The organism is Burkholderia sp. Ac-20345 (genome assembly GCF_017104825.1).
Lineage (GTDB): Bacteria > Pseudomonadota > Gammaproteobacteria > Burkholderiales > Burkholderiaceae > Burkholderia > Burkholderia lata_B.
The window spans coordinates 1-22653 of the sequence record NZ_JAAGPO010000011.1; the positions used below are offsets into that span (position 1 = coordinate 1).

18 protein-coding genes, 3 tRNA genes and 1 pseudogene are annotated in these 22653 nt (G+C 66.3%); 8 read left to right on the plus strand and 14 right to left on the minus strand.

The features are described 5' to 3' along the window. Window positions 1-267 (minus strand): RNA chaperone Hfq (gene hfq, locus G3O06_RS07320; RefSeq protein WP_205815581.1); only part of this gene is annotated, 267 nt, incomplete at its 3' end. A 295-nt stretch (window positions 268-562) separates the two neighbouring features. On the opposite strand from hfq, the gene G3O06_RS07325 reads away from it, so the two are divergent. Then, complete coding sequence (locus G3O06_RS07325) at window positions 563-847, plus strand: hypothetical protein (protein WP_069745480.1); 285 nt, start codon at window positions 563-565, stop codon at window positions 845-847. A gap of 27 nt (window positions 848-874) precedes the next feature. Here G3O06_RS07325 and G3O06_RS07330 read toward each other — a convergent pair whose 3' ends face one another. The 4 genes from G3O06_RS07330 to G3O06_RS07345 form a co-directional block, all read right to left on the minus strand. After that, on the minus strand, window positions 875-1792 hold the full coding sequence (locus G3O06_RS07330) for a DUF1571 domain-containing protein (protein WP_205815582.1): 918 nt from the start codon (window positions 1790-1792) through the stop codon (window positions 875-877). A 29-nt stretch (window positions 1793-1821) separates the two neighbouring features. Further along, on the minus strand, window positions 1822-3576 hold the full coding sequence (locus G3O06_RS07335) for an AMP-binding protein (protein ID WP_205815583.1): 1755 nt from the start codon (window positions 3574-3576) through the stop codon (window positions 1822-1824). A 156-nt stretch (window positions 3577-3732) separates the two neighbouring features. After that, entirely contained in the window at window positions 3733-4554 is an 822-nt protein-coding gene (locus tag G3O06_RS07340; RefSeq protein ID WP_043182625.1) for a TetR/AcrR family transcriptional regulator, read from the minus strand. A 215-nt stretch (window positions 4555-4769) separates the two neighbouring features. Next, window positions 4770-5990 (minus strand): MFS transporter, encoded by a 1221-nt coding sequence (locus G3O06_RS07345; protein ID WP_174912545.1) that lies wholly within the window; start codon window positions 5988-5990, stop codon window positions 4770-4772. A 281-nt stretch (window positions 5991-6271) separates the two neighbouring features. Here G3O06_RS07345 and G3O06_RS07350 point away from each other — a divergent pair, with 281 nt between their 5' ends. The 3 genes from G3O06_RS07350 to G3O06_RS07360 all read left to right on the plus strand — a co-directional run bounded on the left by G3O06_RS07350 (window position 6272) and on the right by G3O06_RS07360 (window position 9315). Further along, window positions 6272-6814 (plus strand): GNAT family N-acetyltransferase, encoded by a 543-nt coding sequence (locus G3O06_RS07350; protein ID WP_205815584.1) that lies wholly within the window; start codon window positions 6272-6274, stop codon window positions 6812-6814. A 136-nt stretch (window positions 6815-6950) separates the two neighbouring features. Beyond that, on the plus strand, window positions 6951-7577 hold the full coding sequence (locus tag G3O06_RS07355; RefSeq protein ID WP_174997087.1) for a ParB-like protein: 627 nt from the start codon (window positions 6951-6953) through the stop codon (window positions 7575-7577). 7 nt (window positions 7578-7584) lie between these two features. Continuing rightward, window positions 7585-9315, plus strand: coding sequence for a SulP family inorganic anion transporter (locus G3O06_RS07360; protein WP_174912537.1), 1731 nt, complete (start codon window positions 7585-7587; stop codon window positions 9313-9315). 33 nt (window positions 9316-9348) lie between these two features. On the opposite strand, the gene G3O06_RS07365 is transcribed toward G3O06_RS07360, so the two are convergent. From G3O06_RS07365 to G3O06_RS07400, 8 genes are all read right to left on the minus strand, one after another. Further along, window positions 9349-10284 carry a carbohydrate kinase gene (locus tag G3O06_RS07365; RefSeq protein WP_205815585.1) on the minus strand — a complete coding sequence of 312 codons (936 nt, stop codon included), beginning with the start codon at window positions 10282-10284 and terminating at the stop codon, window positions 9349-9351. A gap of 131 nt (window positions 10285-10415) precedes the next feature. After that, window positions 10416-11360 (minus strand): ABC transporter substrate-binding protein, encoded by a 945-nt coding sequence (locus G3O06_RS07370; protein WP_174912531.1) that lies wholly within the window; start codon window positions 11358-11360, stop codon window positions 10416-10418. An 82-nt stretch (window positions 11361-11442) separates the two neighbouring features. Then, complete coding sequence (locus tag G3O06_RS07375; protein ID WP_346779495.1) at window positions 11443-12429, minus strand: ribose ABC transporter permease; 987 nt, start codon at window positions 12427-12429, stop codon at window positions 11443-11445. Between the two features lie 93 nt (window positions 12430-12522). Then, complete coding sequence (locus G3O06_RS07380; RefSeq protein ID WP_174912526.1) at window positions 12523-14076, minus strand: sugar ABC transporter ATP-binding protein; 1554 nt, start codon at window positions 14074-14076, stop codon at window positions 12523-12525. Then, window positions 14063-15310 (minus strand): ROK family protein, encoded by a 1248-nt coding sequence (locus G3O06_RS07385; RefSeq protein WP_174969194.1) that lies wholly within the window; start codon window positions 15308-15310, stop codon window positions 14063-14065. The genes G3O06_RS07380 and G3O06_RS07385 overlap by 14 nt, the downstream gene beginning before the upstream one ends. Window positions 15311-15833: 523 nt before the next feature. Further along, window positions 15834-15920: transfer RNA gene (locus tag G3O06_RS07390), tRNA-Leu, on the minus strand. 402 nt (window positions 15921-16322) lie between these two features. Then, a tRNA-Leu gene (locus tag G3O06_RS07395) sits at window positions 16323-16409 on the minus strand. Between the two features lie 109 nt (window positions 16410-16518). Continuing rightward, window positions 16519-17508, minus strand: coding sequence for an aliphatic sulfonate ABC transporter substrate-binding protein (locus tag G3O06_RS07400; RefSeq protein ID WP_205815587.1), 990 nt, complete (start codon window positions 17506-17508; stop codon window positions 16519-16521). A 162-nt stretch (window positions 17509-17670) separates the two neighbouring features. Between G3O06_RS07400 and G3O06_RS48930 the strand changes: the two are divergent. Continuing rightward, window positions 17671-17873, plus strand: a pseudogene (locus tag G3O06_RS48930) (MarR family transcriptional regulator); the annotation flags it as partial. Between the two features lie 69 nt (window positions 17874-17942). Here G3O06_RS48930 and G3O06_RS07405 read toward each other — a convergent pair. Beyond that, window positions 17943-18029 (minus strand) — tRNA-Leu (locus G3O06_RS07405). A 249-nt stretch (window positions 18030-18278) separates the two neighbouring features. On the opposite strand from G3O06_RS07405, the gene rnr reads away from it, so the two are divergent. The 3 genes from rnr (at window position 18279) to G3O06_RS07420 (ending at window position 22633) form a co-directional block, all read left to right on the plus strand. Further along, on the plus strand, window positions 18279-20771 hold the full coding sequence (gene rnr / locus G3O06_RS07410) for a ribonuclease R (protein WP_205815588.1): 2493 nt from the start codon (window positions 18279-18281) through the stop codon (window positions 20769-20771). Window positions 20772-20919: 148 nt separating this feature from the next. After that, window positions 20920-21663, plus strand: coding sequence for a 23S rRNA (guanosine(2251)-2'-O)-methyltransferase RlmB (gene rlmB, locus G3O06_RS07415; RefSeq protein ID WP_174912508.1), 744 nt, complete (start codon window positions 20920-20922; stop codon window positions 21661-21663). A 97-nt stretch (window positions 21664-21760) separates the two neighbouring features. Beyond that, a complete protein-coding gene (locus G3O06_RS07420) occupies window positions 21761-22633 on the plus strand; it encodes an N-acetylmuramoyl-L-alanine amidase (protein WP_205815589.1) in 873 nt (290 codons plus the stop codon). The last annotated feature ends 20 nt before the right edge of the window (window positions 22634-22653 follow it).

The window sequence follows — 22653 nt, forward strand, 5'->3', positions numbered from 1 at the left end:
TCCCGGGCGCCCGCCGGTGCGCGGCCCGCGGGGACCGCTGCCGCCCGGGCGCGAGCCGCCCGTGTCGAGCTGGATCGTGGAAATCGCGCGCTTGTAGATGCCTTGCAGACCCACGGGGGTGCGCAGCATCACCAGGTACTGGTCGAACGACTCGATACACCCCGTCAGACGAATGCCGTTGACGAGATAGATTTCAACGCGCTTACGTTCCTTGCGCGCCGAATTGATGAAGTCGTTTTGCGGATGGGATTCTGCGGGATTGGCCATTGAGGTGCGGCAGGAGCCTGCGTCAGAGAATATGTTGTGCGTGTGTGTGGCGTGTTCGTCCACAAGGTGTTTGGCGGGATTCTACCCTGTTCGATCGGGGAGCGCGCAGTCGTGATTGTGTCGAACCGTAACCCACTATAGACGTTCCAGCGCATTTTCGCGATTCGGCCGAACGGCTAACGCCATTTCGTTACGCCGCGTTACGACTCTCGCAATGCCGTATCACCTGGGTTCGCAGGTGGCGCTTACATTCGTTGCGCGAGCCGGGCGGGCCGGTATATCAGGGATTCAGAACATGAACAAGAGACGATGGGCAGGGTGGGTCGGGGGCGTGGCGTTGCTGGCTTCCGGCAGTGCGATGGCGGGGCATGTCGACCTGTCGGTCGGCATCGGCGTACCGGTCGCGCCGGTCTATGTCGAGCCGGCTCCGGTCTATGTGGCGCCGCAACCGGCCGTGGTCGCCTATCCAGGCTACGGATACGGCTATTACGGCGATGACGACGACGATCGCTATCGCAAGTGGCGCAAGCACTATTACAAGCATTGGCACCGCCACCACGGCGACGACGATGACGATTGAGCCCGAGGCCAGCCCCGCCGGCGCGCATCAGAACGCGTAGTCGGGGTTTTTCGGGTCGAATGCGGTGTCGTCGAGCGTCGCCGGCGCGATCTTCTCGATGACGATCCGCTCGAAGATCTTGCCGTCGTTGTCATAGGACTCGACGGCCCGGAAATAGGGCGCGTGCAGGTCGAGCCCGAGCACTTCCTTCTTCGCGTAGAACTGCGGCCGGCCGGTCGGCGTTTCGTAGGTGAGCGCAACGACGCGCACGCCGTTGATCGTCCTGGCCTCCACATCGGTCGGCCGCTGCACGCCGGCTTCCAGGTATTTCTTCCCTTCGGTCAGGTACAGGTTCGTGATGAACTCGGTGCCGAGATCCTTTACCTGGTGATTCGACTGCGCGCGCGCGAGTGCGCCGTCGAGTGCCGTCCACAGCGGAATCTTGCCGAGCAGGCCGCCGAGGTGGCCGTACATCTCGTCCTTGCGCTGCGTCGTGTCGTAGATCGTCTCCTGTCCGGCATGCGCACCGCCCGGCAGCCATTTCGCGTAGACGCGCAGCGGCTCGCGGGTGGTCTTCACGAGCATGCGGTCGGGCGTATCGGACCATTTTCCGCTGATGCGCTCCTGGCGCACCATCGTGAACTGGTACGACGGATAGCCGTTGGGACCGTTCCGGATATAGAGCGGTACGGCGAGCGGATCGAGTGCCTTGAAGAGCGCCGAGAGTGTCGCGTCATCGAGTTGCGCGAGCGTGCCGCGCTGCGCGGCCGTGCGCAGCCAGCGCGCCTGCTGCGCAACCGGCTCGCGCGTCAGTTTCGCGAGATCCGCCGGCAGCGCGACGCCGGTTGCCGCGCTCGCGGCGTCGGCCGTTTCCTGTGCATGCAGGCCCGCTTGTGCGAGCGACAACAGGCACGCGACTGCCACGGCGGCGGCATGCCGCGCGTGGCGCTTGTTTCCTTCGTTCATCGACGGCGTCTCCCGGGGCGATGGATCGTTCAGCCTTGCTTCGCGGCCTTGAGTTTGGCGAGCTCCTCGTCGCGCAGCGCGCGGCGCAGGATCTTGCCGACGTTCGTCTGCGGCAGCGCGTCGCGGAACTCGACGAATTTCGGCATCTTGTAGCCGGTCAGGTTCTTGCGGCAGTGCGCGAGCACGTCGTCGACCGTCAGCGACGGGTCGCGGCGCACGACGAACACCTTGATCCGTTCGCCCTGTACCTCGTCAGGAATGCCGATCGCCGCGGCTTCGCTGATGCCCGGATGCATCACCAGCACTTCCTCGATCTCGTTCGGATACACGTTGAAGCCCGATACGAGGATCATGTCCTTCTTGCGGTCGATCAGGCGGATGAAGCCGCGTTCGTCCATCACGCCGATGTCGCCGGTGCCGAGCCAGCCGTCGGCGTCGATCACCTTGGCCGTCTCGTCGGGGCGCTGCCAGTAGCCGCGCATCACCTGCGGACCGTGTACGCACAGCTCGCCCGGTTCGCCGATGGGCGCCCAGGTGCCGTCCTCGCGGCGAAAGCGCACGACGGTGGACGGCGCGGGCAGGCCGATCGAACCGCTGAACGCGGCCATGTCGTTCAGGTCCACGGGGTTCATCGTGACGATCGGCGAGCATTCGGTCAGGCCGTAGCCTTCGACGACCGGCCGGCCCGTCACCTGCTGGAAGCGTTCCGCGACCGCGCGATGCATCGCCATCCCGCCGGCCATCGCGAGCTTCAGCTTCGAGAAATCGCGCTTGCGGAATTCCTCGTTGTCGAGGAACGCGTTGTACAGCGTGTTGATGCCGGTGATCCCGGTGAACGTCTCGTTGCGGATGATCTTCATCACCATCGTCATGTCGCGCGGGTTCGCGATCAGGATGTTGCGCCCGCCGAGCCCCATGAAGATGAATGCGTTCACCGTCAGCGAATAGATGTGATACAGCGGCAGCGGCGTGAGCACGGTTTCGACGTCGCCCGAGACCTGGTCGGCGATCCAGGCCTTCGCCTGCAGCAGGTTCGCGATCAGGTTGCCGTGCGTGAGCATCGCGCCTTTCGCGACGCCGGTCGTGCCGCCCGTGTATTGCAGGAACGCGAGGTCGTCGCGCGTGATCTGCACGAGCTGCGGCTTGCCACGCGCACCGAGCGCGAGGGCGGAGCGCAACCGGGTGGCCTGCGGCAGGTGGTAGGCCGGCACGAGCTTTTTCACATGCTTCAGCACGAAATTGATCAGGCGTCCTTTCGCATTGAAACCGTCGGCGAGCAGGTCGCCGAGCGCGGTGACGACGATGTTCTTCACCTGCGTTTCCGGCAGCGCGTCCTGCAGCGTGCGCGCGAAATTCTCGAACACGACGATCGTCTGCGCGCCGCTGTCCTTCAGCTGGTGCGCGAGTTCGCGCACGGTGTAGAGCGGATTCACGTTGACGACGATCGCGCCGGCCTTCAGCGTGCCGAACAGCGCGACCGGATACTGGAACGTGTTCGGCAACATGATCGCGACGCGGTCGCCGGGCTTGACCCCGATGCTTTGCAGGTACGACGCGAACGCATCGACTTTCTGCGCGAGCGTGCGGTAGGTCATCGATGCGCCTGCGCTCACATAGGCGACGCGCTCGGCGAAGCGGCTCGTGCATTCGTCGAAGAACTGCACGAGCGATGCGTATTGCGTGACGTCGATGTCGTGCGGGACGCCGGGCGGGTATGACGCGTACCAGATGCCGTCGGTGTTCGGCGGAACCTGGGCCGCTGCGGTTGCTGCGGAAGATGACATGACGTGTCTCCGGTGTTTGCGCTCGGCGAGGGCGGGCGCTTCAGCGCCGGCCCGTGCCCCGTGCCGCACGGTCGATCGACGGGGCGCCTCGACGCTCCGCATGACCGCGCGTTTCAATCAAATCGTGAACAGGAAGCCGCGCGTGGCCTCGCGCGCTCAGTTCGTGGAATGCAGCGTCGCCGTATCGGCGGTGGTCGCCCCCGACTGCGGCAGCCCGAATGCTTCGCTTGCGCCTGCATCGTCGAGCACGGCCGCGAAGATCGACAGTTGCGCGCTGTCGGGCATCGGCGCTTTCAGCGCGGCGACGATCAGCGACGACAGGCGCGCGATCATCTGCACGTCGTTCATCGTGCGGCCCTGCGAAAACTCGTCGATCAGGCTTTCCGTTTCGGCGCCCGCGAGCGCGCCGGACAGCGCGCCGATCGCGAAGTGCAGCCGCCAGCCAAGCTCCGTGCGCGGCAGGTGCGGCAATGCGCGCTGGAACGCGTCGAAGAAGCGGCCCGCGACGCTCGCGTAGTGCGCGGTCAGGAAGTTGCGCACGAACGGCGACGGATCGGTGTACGCACGGCCGATCAGCCGCAGGAACCCGGGCCCGCCGCGTTCGGGATTGCGCGACGCCTTCAACGCGGGGATGAACATCGCGCCGAGCACGTGCTCGCAGGTGATGTGGGTGCCGAGTTGCGCATCGAAGCGGTCGAGGATGCCGAGGCGTTCCTGGTTGAGCTGGTCGAGCCGGCGCGACAGCATCGCGTGGATCAGCGCTTCCTTGCTGCCGAAGTGGTAGTTGACCGCGGCGAGGTTGACCGCCGCGCGCGAGGTGATCTGGCGCATCGACATCGCCTCGAAGCCATGCTCGATGAACAGATCCTCGGCCGCATCGAGGATGCGTGCCTTCGTCCCGCCGGTCTGCCGAGTGCCGGATGACCGCGCCCCGGACGGCCGTCCCGCGGATGGCCGCCCCTCCTGACTTACTGCCATGTCCCGCCTCCCATGCCGGTCGCCCGGCCGCGAACTGGTGATTTGTTTGTCTGATTCAAACAGTCGTTTTTATTAAGATAAAAAATCGCGGACGGAGCGGGCAAGCGGGGAATCTGGACAAATTCCTCTAGTTCGATGTGCGAATGCGGAAAGTATCGCGCGTGCCCTCGACAGGACGGGGCACGCGCGATGATGCAGTGCGGCAATGCGCGGGTTCAGCCGACCGTGCTACGCGTATTGACCGATTGCGTCATGTCGATGCCGCGCCGCTCGCGGCTGAACAGGATCAACACGGCGATCACGACGGCGACGATGCCTGCCACGAGCGCGAGCGCGAAGCTGTAATTGTTGTTGTGCGAAACGGCGAGCGAGGCCTGCATCGTCGCGTTGCCCGACGCGAGCAGGTTGCCGAGCTGGTAGACGACGCCGGGGAAGGTCGCGCGGATCTCGTCGGGCGAGATTTCGTTCAGGTGAACCGGGATCACGCCCCATGCACCCTGCACCGAGATCTGCATCAGGAACGCACCCGCGGCGAGGGCGACCGGGCCGCTCGAGAACGCCCACAGCGGCAGCACGGGCAGGGCGATCAACGCTGCGATGAAGACGGCACGACGCCGGCCGATCCGCTCGGAGATCGCACCGAACGACAGGCCGCCGACGATGGCACCGATGTTCAGCACGATCGTGATCCACGACACGGTATGCGGATCGAAGTGATGCTGTTCGCGCAGGAACGTCGGATACAGATCCTGCGTGCCGTGCGAGAAGAAGTTGAACGCGGTCATCAGCACGATCGCGTAGATCGTGAGCTTCCAGTTCTGCTGCAGCGTGGTGCCGAGGCTCGGGCGCGGGCGCTTCTCCATCTGCTTCCACGCCGGCGATTCGGGCACGTGAGCGCGCACGTACAGCACGAGCAGCGCAGGCAGCACGCCGACCATGAACATCCCGCGCCAGCCGATGTACTGGTAGAACAGGCCGAACACGACGGACGCGAGCAGGTAGCCGCTCGGATAGCCGGCCTGCAGCAGCCCCGACACGAAGCCGCGCGCATGGGTCGGCACCGTTTCCATCGTCAGCGCGGAGCCCACACCCCATTCGCCGCCCATCGCGACGCCGAACAATGCGCGCAGCACGAGCAGCGCGGTCAGGCTCGGCGCGAAACCCGACGCGAGTTCGAGCAGCGAGTAGCACGCGATGTTGACCATCAGCGTCGGACGGCGGCCGAAGCGATCGGCGAGCCGGCCGAAGATCAGCGCGCCGAGCGGACGCATCGCAAGCGTCAATGTGAGCGCGAACGCGACGGCAGGGATCGTCGACCCGAATTCGGCGGCGATGTCCTTCAGCACGAAGACCATCAGGAAGAAATCGAACGCATCGAGTGTCCAGCCCAGGTAGGCGGCGATCGTGACGTTGCGTTGTTCGCGGGTCCAGCTCATGTCCGAGGTCTCCTCGTTGGCTTGCGCGCTCACGATGTGCATGCGGATGCCGGCCCGGCTTGCGCGCGGTGCGGGGGCATTGGTCGAGTGTAGGCCGAGGCGCCGCGCGATGTGGGGCGCGATACCGTCGAATCGGGAATAATCCCTAGGAAATGAACTGTTTCGGAAATGGAAATGGCGTCGCGCGCAACCGGCGACGGGCATCTGTATCATTCCGGAAGGCTGTTTGTAGCTGTTTTGTAATGCGCTCGATGCGCATCGTCACCGAATCAGGAGTCCCGATGACCGAATGTTCCGCCGCCACGCTTCCCGTGCTCGAAACCGCCCGGCTGTGGCTGCGTCCGCGCGTGCTCGCCGATCTCGACGCGTGCCTCGCGATGGATCGCGATCCCGAGGTCACGCGGCACATCGCGGGCCCGTGGCACGATCCCGTCGAGCACCGGCGCTTCGTCACGCACCGAATCACGTGCGACTATCCGCCGGGCCTCGGCTACTGGTCGATCTTCGAGAAGGCCGTGCCCGACGCGTTCATCGGCTGGATCCTGCTGATTCCCGATTATGTGGACGGCGCGCACGACGTCGAGATCGGCTGGCGGCTGGTGCGTTCGACCTGGGGGCGCGGCATCGCGAGCGAAGCCGCGGCAGCCGTCGTGCGTCACGCCTTCGACACCGTGCGCCTGCCGCGCGTGATCGCCGATATCGCGGAGGCCAACGGCGGCTCGCTGAATGTCGCGCGCAAGCTCGGGATGCGTCGCGTGAGCGTCGTGCACGATGGCATTCCTTACATTCGTCATCGTCTCGAACGCAACGATCTGCGCGCGTAGCGCGGCGCCGTGCGAGCGCTGGCCGTTGGGCGGTTGTCAGAGATCGTCAACCGGATGCGTATCGAGGTCATGACGTATTAACGGCTTCCGTGATCAGGAGTATCGTTGCCGGAATTTCGCAACATGGGGTACGACCATGGCTCTCGGCAACGATGTTCATCTGATTCCCGTCAAGCTGGAAGAACTGCGTCCCACGCAGATGACGGTCGGCTATCGCGAAGTCAAGGCGAAGCGCAAGCACTGGAAGGGGCTCAGCAAGCGCGCGCGCAAGGCCGCGATCGAATCGCACTGGTTCCCGGCCGTGCTCGGCCCGGACGGGCTGCACTACATCACCGATCACCACCACCTCGGCCTCGCGTTGATCGAGGAAGGGGAGACGCGCGTGAACGCGATGCTGCTGAAGGATCTGTCGTGGCTCGACGACACGATCTTCTGGCGGATGATGGAACACAACCAGTGGGTGCATCCGTTCGGCGCGGACGGTACGCGCCGCGACTACGCGAATCTGCCGAAGGCGCTGACGGGGCTCGTGGACGATCCGTACCGCAGCCTGGCCGGCGAGCTGCGCACGGCGGGCGGCTATGCGAAGGACGCGACACCGTTCAGCGAATTCCTGTGGGCCGATTACTTGCGCCAGCACGTGTCGCTCGACCAGATCCGCAAGAACTTCGCGAAGGCGCTCGACGTCGCACTGCATCGCGCGCATGAGCAGGATGCACGCTATCTGCCCGGCTGGTCGGGCGTCATCGCCGTCAAGCCCTGACCCCCTCATGACGACCGCCCCGATCCGCCCGGATGCCGGCCCGCAGCATGCCGACCATTTCGCCGTGCTCGACGCGGCCTCGCCGCCGCCCAAGCGACGCATCGGCCTCGATGCGCTGGCCGGCCTGTCGATCGCGGGCCTGCTGATACCCGAGGCGGTCGCGTACGCGGGGCTGGCCAATCTGCCGCCGCAGGCTGGTCTCATCGCGTTGCTGTCAGGGCTCGTCGTCTATGCACTCACGGGCAGCAGCCGTTTCGCGATCGTGTCGTCGACGTCGTCGTCGGCCGCCGTGCTCGCGGCGACCGTGCTCGCGGAGTCGGGGATGGCGCTTGCCGCGCAGCTCGCGCTCGCGGCGGCGCTCGTCGCGATGACGGGCGTGCTGTTCATCCTGGCGGGCGCCGCGCGGCTCGGCGGCATGTCGGATTTCGTCGCGCGGCCGGTGCTGCGCGGCTTCACGTTCGGCCTCGCGCTGACGATCGTCATCAAGCAGTTGCCGAAGATTCTCGCGATTTCCGTGCAGCACAGCGATGCACCGCATGTCGCGCTCGATCTCGTCACCGGCGCGCCTCATGCGAATCTCGCGAGCGCGGTGGTCGGTGCGACCGCACTGGCATTGCTGTTCGTGCTCGGGCGGAGCTCGCGCGTGCCCGCGACGCTCGTGGTGATCGTGCTGTCGATCGCGGCCGGCTATGCGATCGACTGGCAGCGATACGGGATCGCGATCGTCGGCCATATCGATTTCAAGCATATCGAGTTCGGCCTGCCGACCCTCGACCGCAATGCGTGGATGCAGACCATCGAGCTTGCATTCGCACTGATGCTGATCCTGTACGCGGAATCGTACGGATCGATCCGCAACTTCGCACTGAAGCATGGCGACAGCGTGTCGCCGAATCGCGACCTCGTCGCGCTCGGGTGCGCGAATCTCGTGTCGGGCCTGCTGCACGGGATGCCGGTCGGTGCGGGCTATTCGGCGACTTCGGCGAACGAAGCGGCTGGCGCGCAGTCGCGCTTTGCCGGCCTGTGGGCAGCGGGCGTGGTCGCGCTGATCGTGTGGCTGCTGCTGCCGCAGCTCGCCCGCACGCCGGAACCCGTGCTCGCGGCGATCGTGATCTTCGCGGTCAGCCACTCGCTGCATCCGTCCGTTTTCCGCCCGTATTGGGCCTGGCATCGCGACCGGCTCGTCGTGATCGCCGCGCTGCTCGCGGTGCTCGTGCTCGGCGTGCTGCACGGGCTGCTCGCGGCTATCGGTGTGAGCCTGCTGCTGACGCTGCGCAAGCTGTCCGAGCCGAACGTCAGCGTGCTCGGCAGGCTGCGCGACAGTCACGATTTCGTCGACGTGGCGAGCCATGCCGACGCGAAGCCGGTGCCGGGCGTGCTGATCGTGCGGCCCGAGGCGCAACTGTTCTTCGCGAATGCGGACCGGATGCTGAACCGCGTGCGTGTGCTGATGAAGGCCGCGCCGGACGCGCATACCGTGATGCTGAGCCTCGAGGAAACGCCGGATGTCGACAGCACGACGATCGAATCGTTGCGCACGTTTGCCGCCGAATGCACGGCGCGCGGGTTGCAGTTCGCGATCGTGCGGCTCAAGGTGCACGCGCTGCATGCGTTGCGCCGCGCGGCCGACGATACGCTGCATGACGACGCGATGTCCGAGCTGAGCGTCGACGAGAGCCTGCAACTGCTGCAGGCCGGGCTGCCACCGGACGGCAGCGGCGGAACGACCGCCGCTTGACGGTGCGGCGCGGGGGCGGCGCGCCGGCGGGTGCTATTGCGAAACCACGGCGTCGGCCGAGCGAGCGATCATGTCGGTCACTTCGTCCGCCGTCGGCGCATAGGCGCCTGCGTGTGCACAGGCGACGGCCGCACAGGCGGCTGCGTAGCGCAGATGCTCCGCGGCCGATGCATCGGGACGCGTGAGCTGGCTCGCGAGCCAGCCGCCGATGCTCGCATCGCCGCAGCCGACGGTGTCGGCAACCTCGGTCGGGAACGCGGGCTGGAACAGCACGGTATCGCGATGCAGGAGCTGCATGCCGGCGGCGCCGCGCGTGACGAGCATCGTCGCGTCGGGTGCCCATGCGCGCAGTTGCGCGAGCGCGGCGGCTTCATCGAGTTCGGGAAACAGCCCGCGCAGATCCTCGTCGGACACCTTGATCCAGTCTGCGAGCCCGGCCAGCCGGCGCAGCGTGTCGCGATACGACGGCGCGGCCATCGGCGCACGGAAGTTCGGGTCGAACGAGATTCGCTTGCCGGCCGCCCGCGCGGCTTGCGCCACTTCGATCAGGCGTGCCGCGAGCGGCTCGCGTACGACGCCGAGCGAACCGACGTGCACGATCTCGGCCGCGTCGAGTGCGCCGGCGGGCAGGTCCGCCGGATCGAACGCGAGATCGGCGCTGTTCTCGCCGATGAAGAAATAGTGGGGCGGCTGCTTCGACACCACCATTGCGAGCAGCGGCGCGCGATCGACCTGCCGGATGAAGCGCAGGTCGAGCCCCGCATCGGCGCTCTTGCGCATCAGCTCGTCGCCGAAAGTGTCGCGGCTGACCGTGCCGGCGAAGGCCGTCTGCACGCCGAGCCGCGCACCGACGCGCGCGACGTTCCAGCATGAGCCGCCGGCGACGCTGTGCCAGTGCTGCGCGTCGTCGCGGATGAAGTCGGTCAATGCTTCGCCGAATACGATCAGGCGGGGAAACGTCGTCGTCATGTCGAAACCTTGTGCCGCGGCGTTGTGCGCGGCCATGCAGCGGTTGATACGAAAAGGTGGGCAGGGCGGGCCGTCGCGCGTTGCGACGCGGCCCGGCACTGCCCGGTCGTGCGGGCGGACGGGCGGCGTGATCAGCGCGGCGAGCTCCAGCCCTTGTAGGTCTTAACGTTGTCGCGCGTGATGAGCGTCGGTTCGATCAGGATCATCGGGTTGGCCGGCTTCTGGCCGTTCATGATGCCGTAGCCGACGTTGACGGCCTGCTGCGCCATTGCCCACGGATCCTGGCTCGACGACGCCTGCACGAGCGTATTCGACTTGAGCGCGACCTCGATATCGGGCGCACCGTCGACCGACGTGATCACGATGCCCGGGCGGTTCAACTGTTTCGCGGCGAGATCGCTGCCGATCGCCTGCGGGTCGTTGATCGTGAACACCGCATCGAGCTTCGGAAAGCGTGTCAGGTAGCCCTGCATCGCGTTCATCCCGCCTTCACGCGAGCCCTTGCCGTCCTGGTCGCTCGACAGCACCTTGATGCCGGCGTTTTTCGCGAGCACGGTCTTGCAGCCGTTGACGCGATCGATCACGGCCGACACCTGCGGGCCGTTTTCGATGATCACGTTGCCCTTGCCGTTGAGTTTCTTCGCGATGTAATCGCATGCCAGTTCACCGGCCTTGACGTTGTTGGTCTGCACGGTCGCGTTCGCGCCGGCCGCGGCGACGTCGACCGCGACGACCGTGATGCCGGCCGCCTGCGCCTTCTTCACCGCCGGTTCGATCGCCTTCGGATCGGTTGCGTTGAGCAGGATCATGTCGACGTGCGCGGAGATGAAGTTGTCGATCTGCGTGAACTGCTTGTTCAGGTCGTAGTCGGCCGACACGGCCGTGACCTTCGCATTCGGGTTGATCTGCTTGGCGCGTGCCTCGGCGCCCTTGACGATCGTGACGAAGTACGGGTTGCCGAGCGACCCGACCGTAACGCCGATCGATTTGAGCGGCTTGTCGGCCGCGTGCGCGGCGGAAGCGCCGAAGGCGAGTGCGCAGGCGACGGCGGTCAGGGCGGCTTTGTGCTTGAACATGTCGTTGTGTCTCCGTGAAGTTGCTTGGCGAGCGGGCGCAGGGATCGGCCTGCGCCGCAAGGTTGAATGGACGGGAAGGGGTTCAGGTACGCGCCGAATCGCGCTGGCGGTAGCGGTCGAGCGCGACGGCGCCGATGATCACGAGCCCCTTGATGATGTACTGCCAGATGTCGGATACCCCGAGCAGCACGAGGCCGTTCGTCAGCACCGCGATGATCAGCGCACCGATCAGCGTGCCGACGATCGAGCCGACGCCGCCGACGAAACTCGTGCCGCCGAGGATCACCGCGGCGATCGCATCGAGTTCGTACGACTGGCCGAGTTGCAGGCCGTTGGCCGCATAGAGCCGCGCGGCCGACATCACCGCGCCGAGGCCGGCGAGCAGGCCCGACGCCGCGTACACGAACATCTGGATCGCCCGTACGTTGATGCCCGACAGGCGGGCGGCTTCCGGATTGCCGCCGACCGAATAGATGCGCATCCCGAGTACCGTGCGGCGCAGGATGAACCACGAGATCGCGATCACCGCGCACGCGATCACGACGAGCCACGGCACGCCGAGGATCGTGCCGTTGCCGATGAACGCGAACGGCAACTGCGGATTGAACACGGTCGTGTCGTTGCCGATCAGGCGTGCGACGCCGCGCACGGCCGTCATCGCGCCGAGCGTGACGATGAACGGTGGCAGGCGCAGGAACGAGATCAGGCCGCCGTTGATCGCGCCGAACACGAGGCCGACGAGGAGCGCGAACGGCACGCCGAGCCAGCCCCAGCTCGGGATGGTCGACGCGAGCAGCGCCGCGACGGCCGCGGCGGCGAGCACCGAGCCGACCGACAGGTCGATGCCGCCCGTCAGGATCACGAAGGTCATGCCGGCGGCGAGCACGATGTTGATCGATGCCTGCTGCGTGACGATCGACAGGTTCTGCAGCGTGAAGAAACCGTCGGTCAGTAAGCCGAAGCCGATGCACAGAACCAGCAGCACCGGCAGCATGCCGGCGGTGCGGATCAGCGACTGCATGCGGGCGCGGTGATCGGCGACGCGCAACTGGGGAGTACGATCGCCCACCGGGTGGGCCGTCGCGGAAGCGAGGTTCCGCTGCTTGGTCGGGTTGATCATTTCGGTAGCCTGAATGTAAGAAAGAAATGAAAAGGGCGAGGCTCAGTGCGCGTCGGCGAGTTCGGCCTGCGAGCCGGTGGCGAGCGCAATGATTGCTTCCTGCGTGATGGGCGTCGGCGTATAGCCGCCGAGTTCGCCGGCGATCTCGCCTTCGCGCATCACGAGCACGCGGTCGGCGACACCGATGATTTCCGGCAGTTCGCTCGAGATCACGATCACGCCCACGCCGGCCCGGGCCAGTTCGTTGATGATCCGGTAGATCTCGGATTTCGCGCCGATGTCCACGCCGCGTGTCGGTTCGTCGAGGATCAGCACGCGCGGCTTCGTCTCGAGCAGGCGCGACAGCAGCACTTTCTGCTGGTTGCCGCCCGACAGCGCGCCGACGTTCACGTTTGCGTTCGGCACGCGGATCGACAGCGATGCGATCGCGTCGCGTGCACGGTCGGCGCCGCGCGCGAGGTCGAGCGCACCGAGCCGCGCATCGCGGTTGCATACGGAGATGTTGATGTTGTCGCGCACGCTCATGTCGAGGAACAGGCCCTGGCGCTTGCGGTCTTCGGTCAGGTAGACGAGGCCCGCATCGATCGCGTCGCGCGGCGAGTGCGCGCCGAACGTGCGCTCGCCCACCTTCACGTCGCCGCGCACGCGTGGTTCGGCGCCGAAGATCAGCCGTGCGAGTTCGGTGCGGCCTGCGCCGACGAGCCCCGCGATGCCGAGCACTTCGCCGGCGTGCAGGTCGAGGCTGCAGCCGCGCACGCGCGCGCCGTCGGCGATGTCGCGGACCGACAGCAGCAGGTGGCCGGGGTCGTACGGTGCGTGTTCCTTCTTGTAGAAGCCGGAGATGTCGCGGCCGACCATCATCGCGACGAGACGCTCGGCCGACAGCGATGCGCGTTCGAGCGTGCCGACGTACGCGCCGTCGCGCAGCACCGACACACGGTCGGACAGTTCGTAGATCTCCGCCATCCGGTGGCTGATGTAGATGATCGCGAGACCTTCCTCGCGCAACTGGCGGATCAGGCGGAACAGGTGCTCGGTCTCGCGCGACGACAGCGGCGTGGTCGGCTCGTCCATCACGAGGATGCGTGCGCGGGTGTGCACGGCGCGTGCGATCTCGACGAGCTGCTGCTCCGCGATCGACAGCGTGTCGACGAGCGTGTCGGGCCCGAACGATGCGCCCAGGCGCGCGAGCACGTCCTCGCAGCCGCGCGCCATCGCCGCGCGGTCGATGGTGCCCCAGCGCCGGTTGCCGCGCCGCAGTTCGCGGCCGATGTAGATGTTTTCCGCGACGGTCAGGTTCGGCGACAGGCACAGTTCCTGGTAGATCACCGCGACGCCTGCATCGCGCGCGGCAAGCGGGCCGTCGATGTCGATGCGGGCGCCGTCGATCAGGATCTCGCCGCCTGCGTCGGCGCGGTATGCACCCGACAGGATCTTCATCAGCGTCGATTTGCCTGCGCCGTTTTCGCCCATCAGCGAATGAATCTCGCCGGGATAGACGGTCAGGCTCACGTTGTCGAGCGCGCGCACGGCCGGGAACGTCTTGCTGATCCCGCGCATCTCGAGCAGCGGGCGGGGCGACTCAGATCGCGACATGGTTGACCTCCTGCGAGTCGGTGCGGGCGCCCTTGAGGATGCCGGCCCGCGGGGAGAAGTTGAAGAACATCGGCAGCGTGGCCGCGCCGATCGCACCGGCGTCGGCGCCGAACGTGCCGCGCACGAGCACGGGCGTGCCGCGCGCTTCGGGCGCGGTGGCGACGAGCGCCGCGCGCAAGCGCGTCGTGACCGCGTCGAGCAGGCCCGCGTCGGTATCGGCGTCGAGCACGACCACCGGCGCATCGACCACGCACAGCACCGCGCGCAATGCCGGCGCCAGCGCGTCGACGCAATCGTCGATCCATTCGTCGACGGCGGGCAGGCCGCGGGCGATGCACGCTTCGAGATCGGCCCGGTTGTCGACCGTCTCGCCGTGATGGCGCAGATGGCGCACGAGTGCGTGCAGCGACGCGCGCGCGAGCAGGATGTCCCACGGTCCGCGCGGCGGCGGTGCGGAAGCCAGCCGGCTCGGCGGCACGGGAATCACGGCGATGTCGCCCGCATTGCCGGTCACGCCGCGCAGGCAGTCGCCGTCGATCGCGATGCCGCCGCCGATCGCCGGCCCGATGAACAGGTAGACGAAGTCGTCGCACTGCCGGCCGTATCCGTAGAACAGCTCGGCGATCGCGGCGGCGTTGCCGTCGTTTTCACCGAATACCGGGAGCGACAGCGTGCGACCGAGGTCGGCTGCGAAATCGACGTCTTCCCATGCGCGGAACGTGTCGGGCGCGAGCCCGAGTTCGCGCATCCACGCGCCGAGGTTGTAGGGCTGTGCGACGCCGACGCCGGTCAGGCGGGCGCGCTCGTGGTCGGGGAGCAGAGCCTGCATCGCGTCGATGTCGTGACGGACGATCTCGAGCACGTCGGCGGGTGGAGGGAGCAGCGTGTCGTGCGAGCGGCGGCCGAGCACGTCGCCCGCGAAGTTGACGAGCGCCGTTTCGATGCGCATGCGGTCGAGATGGACGCCGATGCCGAACGCGCCGCGCGGGTCGAGGCGGATCAGCGAGGCGGGCTGGCCGCGCTGGCCTTCGGTGCGGCCTGCGAATTCGATCAGCTTCGCGTCGGCGAGCGATCCGATGATGCTGCCGACTGCCGTTCCCGTCATGTTCGCAAGGCGGGCGAGGTCGGCCTTCGACGCGCTGCCTGCGCGGCGCAGCGTCTTCAGCAGCAGGCGCTCGTTGTAACGGCGCACGTTGGCCGAGTTGCTTCCCTGGCCGAAGTGCGGGCTTCTCATGGCGTCTCCTTCCATGGTGCGCCGTTCGGCGGCGCATTAAATAAATCACGTTGATTTATTTAACCGCGTGAGCGCCGCCATGTCAGCCTAGGGAAATCCCGGTTTGGGGTGGAGGTGGGGGATGGTGATGCGTGGCGTCGGGAATCGGGGGCTGATCGCGGAGACCCGGAAAGTCAGGTGCAAGGTGGCGCGGGGTATGACGCGAACCCGGAGTAACGGATTTGCGCCGGATTCACGGCATGCCGCCACGGCTCATCGGCGCTGGATGCGCAAACCGAACCGATCAGGTCGTTCGCGAAGAAGGGGGATATGTTTCCGGAGCCGGAAATGAAAAAAGGCCGGCTAAAAGCTGACCTTTTTAAAAACAGATGGTGCCCAGGAGAGGACTCGGTCACACATGCGCGACCCCGGCTGCGCTTGCAAGCGCAGCCTTTCGAGTCCTCGCGCAAAGCGCGCAGGCGCTTTGCTTCCTGGGCCGGAAATGAAAAAAGGCCGGCTAGAAGCCGACCTTTTTAAAAACAGATGGTGCCCAGGAGAGGACTCGAACCTCCACGATGTTGCCACCGCTAGGACCTGAACCTAGTGCGTCTACCAATTCCGCCACCTGGGCACGTTTTGCAGTAGCTGCTTGCTGCAAAGAAGGGAAATTATAGCGCGTCTTTCAGGGCTGTCAACACTATTTGAGGTCGCGAACGAAAATAATTTGGCGGGCTTGTTCGGAGCATGGGGCATGGGTGCCCAAACATCACGGCAGTCGACGTGCATCGTCGAACTTGTGATTCCCGCTGCGCACGTGGGCGCATCAATTCCGGAGTCGGGAATGAAAAAGGACGACTAGAAGTAGGCCGCTTTAGAAGGCAGGGGATGGCGAGGAAGGAGGGGCTCGGTGGCGCATGCGCGCTCCGGTCACGCTTTCAAACGCAGCCTTTCGAGATCTCGCGCGATGCGGGCATCGTTTCCTGCGCTGGAAATGAAAAAGGCCGGCTAGAAGCCGACCTTTTTAGAATACAGATGGTGCCCAGGAGAGGACTCGAACCTCCACGATGTTGCCACCGCTAGGACCTGAACCTAGTGCGTCTACCAATTCCGCCACCTGGGCACGTTTCGCTTACTGCAGTGCGAAGACCGCTATTCTAGCGTGTCGGCGGAGTCTGTCAACACAATTTCATTCAAGGCGATAAAAATATCGCCCCTCGCACGACGGATTCTCACACGCCGACCGGATCCGCGCGCTTCTCGGCGAAATTCCAGCGCTGTGCCTGGCGCGTATCGACGCGGGCCGGTAGCAGCCCTGCTGCGAGGAACGTGTCGGCGATCTTCTGCTGTTCGCCGAAGTTTTGCGCGACCACCGCGCGGACGAGATAACTGCGCCGCGCGTTCGCGCGCGCGATCGTCGCCGCGTCGAGCCCCCAGATCGGCGCGAGCGTATTCGCGGCCTCCTGCGGGTGGTCGCGCAGCCACGTGCCGGCCTGCGACAGCTGGTCGAACAGGATCTGGACGACGTCGGGCCGCGCGGCGGCGAAACTGCTTGATGCGAGGTAGTAGCGCTGGTACGACGCGAGTCCGTTGCCGTCCGCCAGAATCCGCACGTCCGGATTGCGGTCGACGGATGCGACATAGGGATCCCACGTGATCCACGCGTCCACGCTGCCGCGCTCGAACGCCGCGCGGCCGTCCGCGGGCGTCAGGTAGTGGATCGTCGCATCGGCCGGCCCGAGCTTCGCGCGTGCGAGCGCGGCGAGCAGCAGGTAATGGCTGCCGGCCGCCTTCGTGACCGCAATGCGCTTGCCCTTGAGATCGGCGAGCGTGCGCAGCGCGCTGTCCTGCTTGACGACGATCGCCTGCGCCTTCGGCGAAGGCGCTTCCTGCGCGACGTACACGAAACGCGCATGCGCGGCTTGTGCGAAGACCGGGACCGTATCGGCCACGTCGGCGCTGAAATCGACGGCGCCGATGTTGAGCGCTTCGGTCAGCGGCAATCCGCTCGCGAACTCATGCCACGACACGCGCAAGCCGAGCGGCGCCAGTGCCTGTTCGAGCGCGCCGCGCGTCTTGAGCAGTGTAATGAGCGTCGACGATTTCTGGTAGCCGATACGCAGCACATCGGGTGCGTTCTCGGCGTGCGCTCGGACGACGGCGGCAGTGAGGCCTGCGGCCAGCATCACGCGCGCGAATGCGCGGCGGTTCATCGACGTCATGGATCGTGCTCCTTGTCTGGTTCGTTGCATTGAAGCGAGCCGGCTAACGTACCAACAGGGCGGGCGGACGATAACCGATAAATTCTGCTATCGATCCGGCTGGCGGGCATAAGAGAAGGCGAGGCGCCCGATCGATGTCTCCCGCTTGCATTTGATGTGCCCATGGAGGGCAAGGGGCTCGTCGAGCGTTCGCGAAGCGTGAGCGATCGGCGGGTGGTGAGACTCGCGCTGACCGAAGCGGGGCAGGTGGTTGCTGCGCGATCCCGGAGATTGCGCCGAAGGTGCTCAATGCCCGCTTGCGGAAATTTTCGAAGGCCGTGTTTGATGAACTGACCCGGCTGCTGCGCAAGTTCATCGGCGAGTGAGCCGAGCAGCGTTTCCTGGCGCCGGAAATGAAAAAAGGCCGGCTAGAAGCCGACCTTTTTAAAAACAGATGGTGCCCAGGAGAGGACTCGAACCTCCACGATGTTGCCACCGCTAGGACCTGAACCTAGTGCGTCTACCAATTCCGCCACCTGGGCACGTTTTGCAGTAGCTGCTTGCTGCAAAGAAGCGAAATTATAGCGCCCCAATTATTCGTGTCAACACTTTTTTGCGATGCATCGCAAACCGGGCTCTGCCGCGCCTGCCGGCGGCATTCCCGTCATTTGGTGACACAGGCGGGTGATAGAATGACCCGCCGCCGTCAATATAGAACTGTCTGAAGGACACCTCTATGTTGATGCCGTGCACCATCAGTCAACGCAACGAGAACAATCATCGACAAACCCTTGAGCAAATATCCGTACCCCATTCCGAGCCGTGAAGAAATTCTCGGCGTGCTGCGTACGAGCGACGCGCCGCTGGCCGCCAACGACATCGCAGAATCACTGTCGATCAAGCGTCAGGAGCGCGAGGGGTTCTTCCGGCGTGTCGCCGCGATGGAGCGCGACGGCCAGATCCGCCTCGACAAGCGTGGCCACTACCAGTTGACTCATCCGTCGAACTTCGTCGCCGGGCGCGTGCAGGGGCATCGTGACGGCTACGGGTTCGTGATCCGCGACGACGGCCAGGACGACCTGTTCCTGCCGAACGGCGAAATGCAGAAGGTGATGCACAACGATCGCGTGCTCGCGCGGATCGTCGGCTACGATCGCCGCGGCCGGCCGGAAGGGCATGTCGTCGAAGTCACCGAGCGCGCGAACAAGCGCGTGATCGGCCGCCTGCTCAACGAGAACGGCGCGCTGATCGTCGCGCCGGAAGACAAGCGCATCGGCCACGACATCCTGATCACGCAGAACGTGAAGAAGGCGAAGGTCGGGCAGGTCGTCGTCGTCGAGCTGACCGATTTCCCGAGCCGTCATTCGCAGCCGCTCGGCCGTGTCGTCGAGGTGCTCGGCGACATCGACGATCCGGGCATGGAAATCGAAATCGCGGTGCGCAAGTACGGCGTGCCGCACGAATTCAGCCAGCCGGCGCTCGACGAAGCCGCCGCGCTGCCCGACAAGGTGCGGCCGACCGACCTGCGTTTCCGCGTCGACCTGCGCGACGTGCCGCTCGTGACGATCGACGGCGAGGACGCGCGCGACTTCGACGACGCCGTCTACTGCGAGCCGGTCAAGGTCGGCCGTGGCGACGGCTACCGGCTGATCGTCGCGATCGCCGACGTATCGCACTACGTACAGCCTGGCAGCGGGCTCGATGCCGACGCGCTCGAGCGCAGCACGTCGGTCTACTTCCCGCGCCGCGTGATTCCGATGCTGCCGGAGAAGCTGTCGAACGGCCTGTGCTCGCTGAATCCGCAGGTCGACCGCTGCGTGCTCGCGTGCGACATGGTGATCACCGCGCGCGGCGAAATCAAGGCGTACCAGTTCTACCCGGCCGTCATCCATTCGGCTGCGCGCCTGACGTACACCGAAGTGGCGGCCGTGCTGTCGAACACGAAGGGGCCGGAGGCCGCGCGCCGCGCTGACCTGCTGCCGCACCTGCAGGATCTGTACGGCGTCTACAAGTCGCTGTTCGCCGCACGCCAGAAGCGTGGCGCGATCGACTTCGACACGACCGAGACCTACATCGTCTGCAACTCGCAGGGCAAGATCGAGCAGATCGTGCCGCGCCAGCGTAACGATGCGCACAAGCTGATCGAGGAATGTATGCTGGCCGCGAACGTCTGCGCGGCCGATTTCCTGAAGCGCAACAAGCATCCGGGCCTGTACCGCGTGCACGCGGGGCCGACGCCGGAGAAGCTCGAGAACCTGCGCGCGTTCCTGCGCGGCATGGGCCTGTCGCTCGGCGGCGGAGACAAGCCGCATGCGAGCGACTACGCGGCGCTGATGGCGCAGATCCGCGACCGGCCCGATGCGCAGATGCTGCAGCCGATGCTGCTGCGCTCGATGCAGCAGGCTGTCTACAGCCCGGACAACATCGGTCACTTCGGCCTTGCCTACGAGGCGTACGCGCACTTCACGAGCCCGATTCGCCGTTATCCGGACCTGCTCACGCACCGCGCGATCTACGCGATCCTGTCCGGCAAGAAATACGCGCCGAAGGCGCCGGACGGTTTCGAGCTGAACACCGCGCTGTCGCCGCGCGCCCGCGCGATGCAGCAGGCCGACGACGAAACGCGTGGCCGCTCGCGCCCGAACACGGCGATCTGGGAAGAGCTCGGCCTGCACTGCTCGGCGAACGAGCGTCGCGCGGATGAAGCGTCGCGCGACGTCGAGGCCTGGCTCAAGTGCTACTTCATGCGCGACAAGCTCGGCGAGGAGTACGGCGGGATGGTGAACGGCGTCACGTCGTTCGGCATCTTCGTGCAGCTCGACACGCTCTTCATCGAAGGGCTCGTGCACGTCACGGAACTCGGCTCGGACTATTTCCAGTACGACGAAATCAAGAACGAGCTGCGCGGCGAACGCACGGGCATTCGCTATCGCCTGTCGGATCGCGTGCGCGTGCAGGTGAGCCGCGTCGATCTCGACGCGCGCAAGATCGATTTCCGCCTCGTGCGCGATACGCCGGTGAAGGCGCCGCGTCCGTCGCCTGCGCCGGCTTCCGCTGGCGGCGGTGTCGACCGCGGCAATGGCCCGCGTGTACGCGCGCTGCCGCAGGCGGAGGAGCCTGCGCCGCGTCGCAAGAAGGCCGTGAGCGCGCCGAGCGTCGCGGTGAAGGACGCGCGCGCCGCGCGTGCCGCCGCGAAGAAGAAGGGCGGCAGTGGCGGCGGCAGCGGTGGCGCTGCGGCGGCGAAGCCGACCGCGAAGAAGACACGCCCCCGCAAGAAGTATTGAGCGTTCGGGGCGGCGCCCGTGCCCGCCCTGCAGTATCGAGAGACGCCGCGTTGCCGGTCATCAGCCGGCAACGCGGCGCTTTCCTTTTCCATGGATCGCGGCTGCGCGCGTCGCGCGGCCGCACGTTTGATCGAAGGTTGTTCCAGTCATGTCACGTCTGAAGGTTCTTTACGGTTTTCATGCGGTGACCGCACGTTTGCGGCACGATGCATCGACGGTTGCGGAGGTGCTGTACGACCAGACGCGCCGTGACCGCCGCATGCAGGACTTCCTGCACACCGCGAAGGAAGCGGGCGTGCGGCTGATCGCGGCCGACGAAACGCGCCTGTGGGGCCTCGCGCATACCGAGCGTCACCAGGGCGTCGTCGCGCGTGTCGAGGACATCCCGCTCGCGCAGAACCTGTCCGAGCTGCTCGACGGCATCCAGGGCCCCGCGTTGCTGCTGGTGCTCGACGGCGTCACCGATCCGCACAACCTTGGCGCATGCCTGCGTGTCGCCGATTCGGCCGGCGCACACGCGGTGATCGCGCCGCGCGACCGTGCGGTCGGCCTGAACGCAACCGCGGCCAAGGTGGCGAGCGGCGCGGCCGATACGGTGCCGTACATCACGGTGACGAACCTCGCCCGTGCGCTGCGCGAGCTGAAGGACGCCGGCGTGTGGATCATCGGCACGTCGGACGAGGCATCGTCAACGCTCTACGAAACGAAGCTCGACGGCCCCGTCGCGCTCGTGATGGGCGCGGAAGGCGAGGGCATGCGCCGGCTTACGCGCGACACCTGCGACGAAGTGATGAGCATCCCGATGGCCGGCAGCGTGGAAAGCCTGAACGTGTCGGTCGCGAGCGGCGTGTGCCTGTACGAAGCCGTGCGCCAGCGGCGCGTGAAGGGCTGACATAGCCCGTCCCGCGCGCCCTGCGCGGGCCTCGAATGACCCGAACGTCGCGTGCCGCGCTCCGATGCGGCACGCGGCTCTCCGGAGCGCACGACCGATGACCCTGTTTCGCGCCGGCGCATCCTGCGCCGTGCTGTGCCTGCTGGCGGCCTGCACGTCGCCGTCGCTCGTCGAACGCGGCACCTACTACGCCGACACGAGCCTGCACGCGCGCGGCGCCGATTCGCGGGTCCGCTTTCTCGTGATGCATTACACCGAAAGCGACGAGGCGAAATCGCTGCGCACGCTGACGGGCGATTCGGTCAGCGTGCATTACGTCATCCCGCCGCAGCCGCGCATCGAGCGCGGGATGCCGGTCGTCTACCAGCTTGTTCCGGAATCGGCGCGCGCATGGCACGCGGGCGTCAGCGAGTGGCAGGGTACGACCGAGCTGAACGCGGTGTCGATCGGCATCGAGAACGTGAACCGCGGCCCGCTCGATCCGCAGAACCGCACCTGGCAACCGTATCCGCCCGAACAGGTCGCGGCGCTGACCCGTCTGTCGAAGGACATCGTCGCGCGCTACGGGATTCCGCCGACGCGTGTGGTCGGGCACAGCGACATTGCACCGCAACGCAAGATCGATCCGGGGCCGCTGTTTCCGTGGCATGCGTTGGCCCAGGCCGGCGTCGGTGCGTGGCCGGACGATGCGACCGTGGCCGTGCGGCTCGGCGGTCGTGATCCGCATGCGCCGGTCGACGTGCGTGAACTGCAGCTCAAGCTCGCGCGCTACGGCTACGACGTGCCGACCGACGGCGTGCTCGATGGAGGTACGCGACGCGTGTTCGCGGCTTTCCAGATGCATTTCAGGCCGTCCGACTATGCGGGCAACCCGGACGCCGAAACCGACGCGATCGCGCAGGCGTTGCTCGACAAGTACTCCCCCGGCACGCAACCGGCGGACAACGCGCCCGCGGCGGGCGCGCCGTGAACCCGCGGCGCACGGCACGC